Raw genomic sequence first — 11,354 nt, 5'->3', positions numbered from 1 at the left:
GAGCAGTAGCCGCATGGTTAGTTGGCAAAAATGAATCAGTACCATGAATGGCAAAGACTTGAGCCCAATACCGTATCTGTCTTGAAGAAATTGAATATTGTTTTGCTAAGTAGAGAGATGACGTGCCATCTAAGTATTGCTTAGCAATGATACATTTTAGCTCTCGGCTATATTTGGACATAAAAAGACCCCCAATAATTGGTGTCCAACTATTGGGGGTCAGTTCAATGCCTCGGGCTTTTTTGTTTTACGCTAATTAGATTCATCTTTAGAAAGGTTTAGCTATTCGTTAACTAACTGAAGATTATTGCGAGCGCACACTAGCTGGTTTCGACCTTGTTCTTTAGCGGTATAAAGTAGTTCGTCGGCGGCTTTAATCTGTTCATCTAAAGAGCCCACTTGATCGGTTACCCCAATGCTCATGGTCACTTTAATGATTTGTGAATCATGCTCCACTTGGTGATTTTCAATTGAGTCTCTCATGGACTCTAACGCTTCCACAAACTGTTCAAATGGGCCGCAAGATTGAATGCAAAATTCTTCTCCGCCAAAACGAACGGGTAAGTCACCTTTAAAGTGTTGCTTGATAATTTTTCCAACTTCAATCAACACCGCATCACCACCATCGTGACCATAGGTATCGTTCACTTTCTTAAAGAAGTCGATATCCATCATGGCAATATTGCGCTCTTCACAACCCTTGCAAGTCTGGTTAAAGAGATAACGACGGTTCCATAGGCCAGTAAGGGCATCCTCGTTAGCGTGACGAAACAGCTCACTCGTCGCTTCTTTCATATCTAGGAGTTGATGAATTCGACAGAAGAACTCTTCTTGATTAAAGGGCTTATAGAGGAAGTCATTGGCGCCAGCTTTAAGGAAACGAGCGGTCATGGTGCGGTCGTCGCTGCCTGACAGGCCAAGGATAGCGAGTTGGTTACGGTCGTGGTGCACTCGAATGTCACGAGTCATCGAAATACCGTCTTTGTTTGGCATATCGTGGTCAGTGACCACAACAGTGATATCAGGATCGTTTTGAAGAAGTGCGAGCGCTTGTTCTCCATCTTCAGCCTGAACCGTTTGAATATATTGGTGCTCAAGAAGTTGAACGACATATCGACGAACCACTGCCGAATCATCAACAACCAGAGCCTTATGGTGTCGGTTATTCGAGATTCGTTTCACAAGCGGTAGTAAGTAACTAACCGATGACATGCTGTCTTTTAGGATGTAATCCAATACACCTTTAGCCAGTACTTGTTCCCGCAGGGTGTTGTTGAACATGCCGGTAAGTACGATGATCTTTTGATGATATCCGAGCACCAAATCAATGATCTCGCCATCTTGACCGTCAGGTAGGCAGTAGTCGAGCACGGCGCATAAGAAGTCCGTCTCTTGCTCTAAGATAGCTTTGGCTTCAGCCACAGATTCTGCGAGTGCCACTTCATAACCATCGTTTTTAAATTGCTGGTAAAGGTAGTTTCTGAATGCGCGACTGTCCTCTACTACTAGTATTTTTTCACTCAAAAGCTATCCCTACTTATAGACTAAATACTCCTAACAATACTATCAGAAGAGTAGGTGGGGGTTGAAGCTAAACCTGTTGAGCTGGACTCCAGATCATTTTAAAACCAACAATTATCCATTATACTGTTTATAGATACAGTTGTAAGGTTGAGTTACTGGTTGATGTGTAGTGCGGACCAAGAGAAAGTGAGAAAAATAATCCATGTCGATATGGACTGTTTTTAAACTCAAGGGTGTAGATTTCAGAAAAACTCTGTAAGTGAAATTATATGTACTAGGCTTTAACCATATGGTGTTACCTGAAGGTTGAATCTGTATGTATAGAGTTAATGATAAGGAAGTTAACAAACACTGGATCTATCTTGATGATGATTCAACCCCTCTACTTCTTCCGTGCCTCTATGCCCGTTATATAAATCAACTAGGGTTGTCGATAGAGCTTGTTTCAGAAAAAAATAGAATTACAAATAAGACAACTCATTACTTTAATGAACAGGAAATTGGTGACAATGCACAATATGTGCGGGGCAATCAACTCGGTCTATTCTTAAGGTGGGTTAAAGAACAAGAAAGCCCTGATTCACTTATTTCTCTCTATTATCACACAGCGCTCCCTGTAGATATTATCAATGAATACATCAATGACTACCTGATTGATGGGTGTTCTAAGAGTGAAATCGTTGTTGATCGCGCAGTTCTTTCGTTACAAAGTTACTACAATTGGCTTCACTACTTTTTTGAAAATAAATACAAAAATATTGGTGTGTATGCTTCGCATCGTGCTTTAGCCAGAGCGAATAACAAACAAAAATTAATCGTTAATTATCTTCTCCCAGCAACAAGAGAACTCATTTACCGCAACACCAAAACACTTCTCGAAGAGATTATATTAAGAAATGGCGGTGAGCTTGGCTGTCGAGCTAAGGAGAACCAAGGTTTTTTGCTTAAAGACTTTAGAGTAAATAATAAATCTCATAGTGGAATGTTGAATCTTTTTTCTGAGCTTGAAGAAAATCCAAATAAAGACGAGTTTAAATATCACCTATCTTCGTTATACACAAAATATGGACGGTCTCGAACGCTTTACATTTCCAGAGCTTTACTGGAAAAAATGAAACTCTACTATGACACGGAAAGACCAATAACAGATTGCGATCACCTTTTCGTTTCCAACTCCAGTAATCATACGAGAGGCGAATGCATTTCGACTCAATATGCTTCAGACACTTTTCATAGCACAGTACAACAAATCATGTCTGAGGTTCGTGACTATCCAAAACTGTACGAATACTGCCAAATACTTGAAGAAGATCATGTCTATCACACACTACGTCACTCTTTTGGAACGGATATCTTTTATGATCAATGTGTAGCTCAGAATAAGCACCCCGACTCCATTACCACAGAATCAGCCGTTTATATCGAAACAGCAAGGCGTATGGGACATAAGGTTGATGGACGTTATTCCAATCAAACCACGAAAAGATATATTCATTCTTGTGGGTACAGAGTGCGTTTATTGAAGGAGGTGGTTAATGGGGGATGATATCATCAAGGAAAGCCCCGATGCACCAGTCGCGATGGAGTCGGAGATCTATGAAGCGCTAGTGCAATCAAAGCATAACAATAAGCAACCTATCATCAAGCTCCAATACCCGCTTACAGCAAGAGAGCTTGTTGTTCCTCAAGCTTATAGGCATCCAGAGCGTCATATTAAAATGACCGATACAAGTGATAGCAACAAGGTCCTATTATATCAATTGATTGTCGCTGCTTATAATTATTGTTTTACTGATGCATTTGCGGCTGTTAGCGCAAAAGAGATATTTAATAAATCGGCATATTTATTTGTCGATTGGCTGAACTGCCATGAGATAACCAATAAGTACACGATTTTAAAAGAGTACGAACGCCATAGATTTGATGTTTTAGACAATCACGGCGGGTATAGTGTGCTTAATACGGTAAAAACCTTGTTCACCTATGCTCTTGATGATAGTGCAGAGCTCCATGCATCTTTATCTGCAAGCCAACTGGCATATCTTCAAGAGTTGAGATACACCAAACTTAGCCCGAATACAAAGAAAGCCCAGCTATCACTAGCAAGTTATTTCGGTAGGTTAGATTGGCTTAGGCGCAACGATGTGGGTATTGGGAATGAACTGTATACAACCCTTGCATCCGCAAAATTAACGGTTAATTCTCTTATTGTCACAGTATCGACACTTATGCTTGAAAGCGTATTATATAAGAAAGAACTCAAGTTATTCTTTGAAGAAAATGGTTTTGATAAATCATTTTTCTCTTGCAATATTGGAAATATTCGGCATGAGAAGGCTAATAATATCGGGAATACCTTATATCAATTACTGTCATCATTTCATCAGACAGGTGGGCAAAATAACACGCTAAAGAATGCGCTTGATTTGGTTTTACTCTCAAACTCTGCGAGTAAATCCTCTTATCTTATTATGAAAGAAGCCTTAGAGTCACAATCGAAATGCAATTCGATTTTTCTAACAAAGAATAATAATCAACTCAGCAACTTCTTTTGTTGCAAAAATGTAACCACAAGGCTCGGCGGTAATCTCTTCAGTATTGAGTTTTTAGAGCGTTTGGTTTGTGATGAACAAAAACGACCTGTGATTTCAATCGAAAAACTCTTGTTTTCTTGGTTGATGGCGAGTTTAACTGTTCAACCCTCAGACATTAACAAACTTAATCATGATTCATTTCGAATGATTCGGGTAGGTAGCAGGGTTGCGCATATTGAGTGTGAGTACCTGAAAAGCCGAGCTAAGGTATTTCATACCACAAGATCTCTATCGACAAGAAAACTCGAAGGAAAAGCACTACTGTCCTATTTATCTCAATGTGCGGGAACTCCGCTTTTAGACAAAATGCCAACCGTCGTCATTTCTTCTGAAATTCACTCTCTAACGGGCACGTTATTGGCGTTGCTAGAGAATGATGATATTTTATTGAGTCTAAAGGAAGCACATGCCCGGCACGGCAATATGCCGCTTATCTTTCCCAGTGCGGTTACCAAGCTGCTTAAATTTGGGATTCACTCAAGTAATGTAGTCTCACATCCCCAAAAGGTCGATATTGTTGAGCGTAATCGGTTGGTCAAAGAATCTAAAACTCCGTGTCAAAAGGATTTGTTTGGCTTGCAAGCGATAAAAAACAGCGCTGTCCATGCTTTTAGCGACCCTTATACGCTCCACTATTTGATTAACCGAAACTCACACTCTAACCAGACTGAAAAGCTTCACTATCTCAATGAAGATAATGAAGAGTATTTAAACGCTTGTGGACGCATCACTCGGGAAGTGATGTTTGATCTGATTAACAATGTGTTTGATCTAGGTTTCGAGGATTTGAGAGGCGATGACAGAGAAAATGCCATTGCTCACTTTAACAGTGAATTCATGTCGGTGTCCGAAACGATAGCGTACAAATCAGGCGAAATGCTCTCAAGACTCATGGTGGTCACAGAGCAATCAACGGGCGAGATTAATGAAGTCGGCATTCTCGCTCTCGCGGATGGTTCTGACCAAGAAGGTTTTGAATCCATCTATGTGCTGGACAGCTCTGTCACCGCATGGAAAATGTATAACTATCTCCATGAATTCAAAAAGAACTACAAAAAACTGCTTTCTCGTAATCCCGATTATTTATACAAAACGGCAATGCCAACTGTGGAATGGATAGAAGTGGCGTTAGGTAAATTAAGTAAAAGAAGCCAAACTGAAGGGGAAAAATTGTTCAAAGACATGCTGAACAACAATGTTGAAGTCAGTGTGTTTTACTCAATTTGAGGATTAAGGGGAAGGCAAAAATGGCATTAAGGGCATTCGCATCACCGCTTGATACATTCTGGGAAGAGAAAAATCAGAAGCTGTTGGCTCTCCCCGTGTTTTTAAGTGAACATGGGACGATATTTGATGATGAACTGTGTTTCAAATATCAAGGAGGAGGTGTCACAAAACTGGACTTCTCCCTCTTTGATTTGCCTCACTTCCAACTAGATCACAAACCACGACTACATATTGATGGCTCTCAAAGCCAGTTATCCTCAAAAGAATATGCAAAGTTGTTTTTTCTTGCAGCACTTCCGAAAAGGCATGGGCAAGGCATCTCAAGCATCTACCAAATGGTGGTACACGTTATAGCATTTCTCCATCTGAATGAATCATCTGTACTAACAGGCAATTTATTGAGCCAATTTTGGTACTCTTTTCTTTCGCAGTCCGTGAATGAGAAAGGCTTTTACAATCGCGTATCTGCGCCCGCCTATAGGGGGACGATTAAACCCATTTCGTTACCTAAAACGCGCAATATACTCCAAACATGGGGGGTGGAAGGTGTCATCGCAAAGGACTTAATGCCGAAAAAAAACGAAAAGGTATTGGATGAAGTTTGCCGGTCATCGCTCGGTTTAACATTGAATGAGTACAAGCAAGGTGGGAGCTTCAACTTTCTTGGGTTAGAGCTTGGGCAGTACTATGTGGACTATCTGCGGCAAGTGTACCAACAAGATTATTTGTACCATGTGGTATGCAAGAATACATGGAAGCAAATTGTTCAGCAATACGGGGTGTCTAAGTTAGAGTCCAGTGAAGGCTGTAGGCTGCGTAACGTCATGCTGTCTGCCATGACAAAGTTTGAAAGAGATAGAAACCAAAAGCACACACAAGGTATTATTCACGATGAGATTTTTCGCTCAACGCAGGATTGTGCATACGAGCACTATCAATTGCATTTCGAGAAGGCTATGTCTCTAAATGACAAATGTATTGAGAAGATTGTCGAAAACTTTGGTTTGGAGATGCGATTTGATGCGGTTGAGGTCATTCGAATACTTATGCTGCAAAAGTTTCATCAACTTGATGGCCATAAAGGGCCTAAAGATGTTTGGGAGAATTACCAAGCATCACTTGATAAAACGTTTCTAGATAGCAGTAAGCTCATTGATATCACTGTGGAGGACGTTTACAGCAAAATGCAGGCGATTGTTTTGGGTAGCCAGCTTGAGAAAGAAGCGTTTATTAAAGACTTCCAGAATTGGGGAGAGCTGTTACTCAATCAAGGGAATCAGAGAAATTATAAGTCATGGAAAGCTGAGTTAGATAAGATTACTCATACAATGACAAATCTAGTTGTCGCATGGCTTGGTTATCGTGGTAGCGAGTTTGGTTTTCCGTTAAGTGCCATTAAGACCGAACCCAATTACGATATTCTTGATAATTCACATATTCCCTTTCGTTTTCATTTAAAGTGGCTAGTGCCAAAAACCAACAAGATGGTAAAAATTGATAGAGAAATTACCTCTCAATGCTTTCAGATTGCTGCCCAGCTCAATGAATTATTCGATATTACAGATGACTCGCCATGCCTTTACAAAATAGCCAATAATGCACATGAAGAGAGTAAGCATTGGTCTGAAAGTTACATTGCATTAAGAGTAACAGTGAATTGGGAGAATTTCCTGACAGACTACCCGCCTTTTAATGATGCATTACGGCTAGAGCAACTTTCAGAGCATAATATTGACGATCTATCTGTAGAGGATAATGTCGAGTTTGAGCATTTAAGTCTGCTTTATGACATCCAGAGCGTAAGGTTTAAGCACTTGGTGGCGACGGCAAAAAAACTCAGAGAAGATTGGAGAGTTCTCTCTGTTATTATGAGGAATAGTGTTAAAGCTCAAAAGAGATTCAAACAATCATTGATATCCTTTATGAACACCGGTGAGGTACCAGATGAACATCACAAAGAAGTCATCGAAGCCTATCTATCAGAGGAAACCAAAAAGGTACTACGCTCCGGTGCTATAGTTTTAGATCAAAAGGCAATGCTAGACATTGCTAACGAACTAAAACAAGGTAGACCTTACCTATCTCCCCATGCATTTAGGCACATTTGGGCTGAGTCTGTCCTAACTCGTTATAAGGGAAACGTGGGTGCGGTTATTCGTCACCAGTTCTGCCACCTTGATGACTCTTTCTTTATGGCATACCTTAGGGAGAAAGAAGCAAAGATTGTACTGGATGGTGCAAAACAGCGTTACGTAAATTCTATCGTTGAAATGATAATGAGCGCCCCCGATAAAGTAGGGAGTGAGTACTTAGGTGGCTTTTCTCGTTATGTCAAAAAAGCCACAGACAGAACGCAAGCATTAACAGAGAACGAATTACGCACACTACGAGATAAAATCAACGGACGAATTATCAACATTCAGCCAAGCCATTTTGCTATTTGCATACCACGAGAAGGTGGAGAACAACGAGCAAAATGCGCTCAATTTGGTAGCATGAATCCACATAATGCAAAACCAGAGTTCTGCCTAGTTTGCACAAATGCATATATTACATCAGGTCATGTTAAGGGCATTTGGACAACGATTCAGCCGATGGTTAAAGAGTGCCTGAATGAAAATGTCATGGGTTTCATGGTTGGGGGTCATTTGCCGACACTACGTTCGGGGTACAAGCGAATCAAAGAGTTAAGGGAGTCATTCGAAAATAAGGAGCCAGTGGATAAGATTTTAATGGCGATTATTAAGGCAATCAACGCGGTAGAGTTTAAACTTAAACAAGAGGAACTCACAAATGTCGAATAACGATATTGATTTAGATGAGCTAATGACGGGTGACTTTCTTGATAGTTTAGCTGAAGAAAGTCAGTCTGCTGAGAAAGAGAATACTACCGATTTGCCAGTGTGGATTGAAGGTGATGAAAAGCACACGACATACAGAGCGTGGCAAGCGATCCTTCAATTAAAAGCAGTAAAAGAATTAGACATTAAAAAATTCGGTCAAGTTGCAACCAGTAAAACACCAAAATCCCTCTACAGCATGTCGAAATCAGAAGTCGCCAAGAGGGTTGGGATTAGCGCTCAAAGTATCTTTAGGACTTCTTCATTTAGTTCATCAATTGTAAATTTCTTTAATGCTACTAATGTTGATCTACTGGAAATATGGGAGTTAGCCCAGAAAAAGCAGATAAATCGACATAGGAAGGGGATTCGAGCTAAGTCCAAAGATGAAATTCGTCAAAGTCATCAAGTCATCGAAAAACAACTTCAAGAACTTCGAGCGAAGACAACGAAGGACATTCTCGATCTGGCATTAGAAAATATGCCTCTAGATCTGAGAAGCAAATTGGGCTTGTAGTAGAGGGTATACTGAAGTGGCGACAAAAGAGCCAGCCTTTTAGCTGACTCTATGATAGACAATTTCGAGTTAGAGCTGATGTTCAAAATTGAACTCTTCGCATAAGAAAAATTTGGGAAAAACAATGTTAGAATCCACCGCAATCGCTAATGATATTTCATTTTTCCGCTTAGATTTGTTCCATTCTGACAACTGCAACGTTAGCTATTCCAAGTCCTGTTAGAGTGTCACCGTGTACTTTCTCATCATCAGGGTCATAAAAAGTCACAACCCATTTAGCATCAGGTCTTACCGATTGATCCAACTTCTTGATGTAGGGTAAATCTACGTCAGCTAATGAGTGACCGAGAACATATACTTCTTCAATATTGCCGAGCTTTGCAAAGAAGTCTTCATTGTTTTTTATGATCTGGTCTGTTCCCTTGAAAGTTGCCGAGAAATACTGATTGATAGCATCCTTACCACGCTCGAATGAGTAGTCATATTGATCAGATTGATATTCCATCCAACGTTCTAAATCTTCATCACTCAATCCTGATGGTGGTTCGGCAGGTTTTTCTTTGAAATTTTCAGGATCAACACCATGACCGAGAATTAACTCATCAACATGTTCATCGGCTTTCCCGTGAATAAATAGCATGTTCTCATCGGGGATTGCGTAGTATTGAGAAAGCGTATCTGTATAGTTGAATGTGAGGTAAACAGCGTCTCTATCAATGTTTACTGATCGGTTATGATCAAACTGAGGATACTGTACAGCCAAAATGAACTCTTTGAATGCTTTATACAGCTCAGTGGTTAGAAGACCAAGTATTCGCTCCATCTCAATTTCAAGCGTGTATCGGTCTCTGTCTCGAAAGTCATCTGAAGAATAGTTTGGCATTGCATCCATGTTTGCTTCCAAAACTGAATCTTTATCAAGTAGTGACATACTCGTTTCAAATTCAGACCATAAAGGGTCTGACATAGTAGTTGGAAAATCTGGGTCTAAGTCAGCAAACCCGTAATAGTCGAGCAATAGTTCATAAGTTTCCCAGTAGTTATTTTTGAGATAAAGCCCAAAAGATGTATACCTAGTGTCAAGGCCATGATGAACATCAAAGCCATTACCTATTACATATAACTTCATGTCATTCGCCGTTGATATCTAGTTCTTTGAAGCTAATGACTTCGGAATCATCATCAGTCAGCTCAAAATATGTATCTTGGAAGTAAAACTCTTCAATGTATGCGTTAGCTTTTAATCCATCGGTGTAGGCAAGTGTTAGGTGGGCAGTGTATGTTTCTTTGTGTTTCACTGTTGACTCATTACTCAACACGAATACATATTGCTTGTCTTCAGGATCCCAAGGTGAACGGTCATAATCTGAGAATCGGTAATCTGCCGTAACAACCACCTCAAATTCTACTTCGTATTCAGCCCACTCGGCATCGACATCCTGTAAGTTTTTCTTCTCAACATTCACCGAGTTGATTTCTATAGAGTTGATAATCTCATCGAAAGGGTCTGCGTTTTCATAGTTGAACTCGCCATCTTCGAGAGCTTGCAGGGCATCCGCTTTGATTTGTTCTAGGAGTTGCTCGAATATTTCATCAGCAAATTTGGCTGGTTCTTCGTACGCTTTGTCGCTTCGAACAACCAAGTCAATTAGGTCATCTATGTTTTCAAGATGAATGAAGTTATCTTCTTTCTCACAGAATGATCTCATATCGCCGTCATCACTAACGATATAGGCTGAATATCCTCTAGCCAAGCTAACCTGTTTAATAGCTTCTAGCGCAAATGCATCAGGAAATTCGTGCTTTTTTGATTCTTTGCCAAAAGGAGGATGGTTGTTGAAGTAAGCATCAAATACAACTTGAGGGTTAACAGTGCTTACATCAATTGTTTCGACGTAGCCGTTTTCGATAAAATTATCAAATTTTTCACTGATAACGGCATAAATATCATCACCTTTAACCTTGGTGAAGATACCATGACAACCAAGGTCGGGGGTGTTTCTTAGGAACATCGCATCTCTTTGCATCTTCTTTATCATAGAAGCAGCTTCTTCAGATTTGCGTTTGAGATGGGAGTCGATCTCTTTCCTTGTCACATCAGTAATGAGTAAGTGAATTTTCTCATCCTCAATTAGTTCTTGAAGACGGCCAAGAGAGTGTTGCCCAAATTGATAATTTTTCTTTTCAAAAGCGCTTGTATCTATAAAAACTAGCCTTGTCTGTAATTCCATAATCAATACCTTGAACACATGGTGTAAGTTGTCATCAAATAAATTGATAAAACATTTAAGTAGCTAACAAACTAATGGCATATTGATTCATTACAAAAATTCGAGCAAGTAACGAGTTAGCAAGGTGTGATGAGGCATCGCTTTAAATGATTTAATGAGATGGTACGTCCCTCCCTTCAGCTAAACTTGAACTAGTTTAGTCTTTATAGGAAAGTGCCACATGAATAACTCACACATTATCGGAATTGACCTAGGTAAGAACTCTTTTCATTTAGTTGGTCATGACCAAGCTGGACATCAATTATTTAAGAAAAAGCTTACTCGCCAGAAATTACTAGAGTTCTTATCTTCCCATGAGCCTGTAATTATAGCCATGGAGTCGTGTGGCGGGTCTCATTGGTCGTGTGGCGGGTCTCATTGG

The 11,354-nt window shown here is 40.1% G+C and carries 7 protein-coding genes and 2 pseudogenes; 5 read left to right on the top strand and 4 right to left on the bottom strand.

Annotation, left to right across the window (positions count from 1 at the left end):
- Together L1D55_RS25755 and L1D55_RS25750 are read right to left on the bottom strand one after the other, a co-directional pair.
- A pseudogene (locus L1D55_RS25755) lies at positions 1-181 on the bottom strand (helix-turn-helix domain containing protein); the annotation flags it as partial.
- 101 nt (positions 182-282) lie between these two features.
- Positions 283-1,524, bottom strand: coding sequence for a response regulator (locus L1D55_RS25750; protein ID WP_239919356.1), 1,242 nt, complete (start codon positions 1,522-1,524; stop codon positions 283-285).
- 316 nt (positions 1,525-1,840) lie between these two features.
- Here L1D55_RS25750 and L1D55_RS25745 point away from each other — a divergent pair, with 316 nt between their 5' ends.
- Genes L1D55_RS25745 through L1D55_RS25730 form a run of 4 tightly spaced genes read left to right on the top strand, consistent with a single transcriptional unit; the run spans position 1,841 to position 8,702 of the window.
- On the top strand, positions 1,841-3,070 hold the full coding sequence (locus tag L1D55_RS25745) for a site-specific integrase (protein ID WP_239919355.1): 1,230 nt from the start codon (positions 1,841-1,843) through the stop codon (positions 3,068-3,070).
- On the top strand, positions 3,060-5,345 hold the full coding sequence (locus L1D55_RS25740; RefSeq protein ID WP_239919354.1) for a hypothetical protein: 2,286 nt from the start codon (positions 3,060-3,062) through the stop codon (positions 5,343-5,345). Before L1D55_RS25745 ends, L1D55_RS25740 begins: the two co-directional genes overlap by 11 nt.
- Positions 5,346-5,365: 20 nt before the next feature.
- On the top strand, positions 5,366-8,149 hold the full coding sequence (locus tag L1D55_RS25735; protein WP_239919353.1) for a hypothetical protein: 2,784 nt from the start codon (positions 5,366-5,368) through the stop codon (positions 8,147-8,149).
- A complete protein-coding gene (locus L1D55_RS25730; protein ID WP_239919352.1) occupies positions 8,139-8,702 on the top strand; it encodes a hypothetical protein in 564 nt (187 codons plus the stop codon). The genes L1D55_RS25735 and L1D55_RS25730 overlap by 11 nt, the downstream gene beginning before the upstream one ends.
- A 169-nt stretch (positions 8,703-8,871) precedes the next feature.
- Here L1D55_RS25730 and L1D55_RS25725 read toward each other — a convergent pair whose 3' ends face one another.
- Positions 8,872-9,831 carry a bacteriophage abortive infection AbiH family protein gene (locus L1D55_RS25725; RefSeq protein WP_239919351.1) on the bottom strand — a complete coding sequence of 320 codons (960 nt, stop codon included), beginning with the start codon at positions 9,829-9,831 and terminating at the stop codon, positions 8,872-8,874.
- A gap of 1 nt (position 9,832) precedes the next feature.
- Positions 9,833-10,933, bottom strand: a complete 1,101-nt coding sequence (locus L1D55_RS25720) for a PIN domain-containing protein (RefSeq protein WP_123962189.1) — start codon at positions 10,931-10,933, stop codon at positions 9,833-9,835.
- Positions 10,934-11,153: 220 nt separating this feature from the next.
- Between L1D55_RS25720 and L1D55_RS25715 the strand changes: the two are divergent.
- A pseudogene (locus tag L1D55_RS25715) lies at positions 11,154-11,354 on the top strand (hypothetical protein); the annotation flags it as partial.

This window comes from Vibrio sp. Isolate22, from assembly GCF_022398115.1.
Lineage (GTDB): Bacteria > Pseudomonadota > Gammaproteobacteria > Enterobacterales > Vibrionaceae > Vibrio.
The sequence above is the reverse complement of the archived record's forward strand: the minus strand, read 5'-3'. Positions and strand labels throughout refer to the sequence as shown.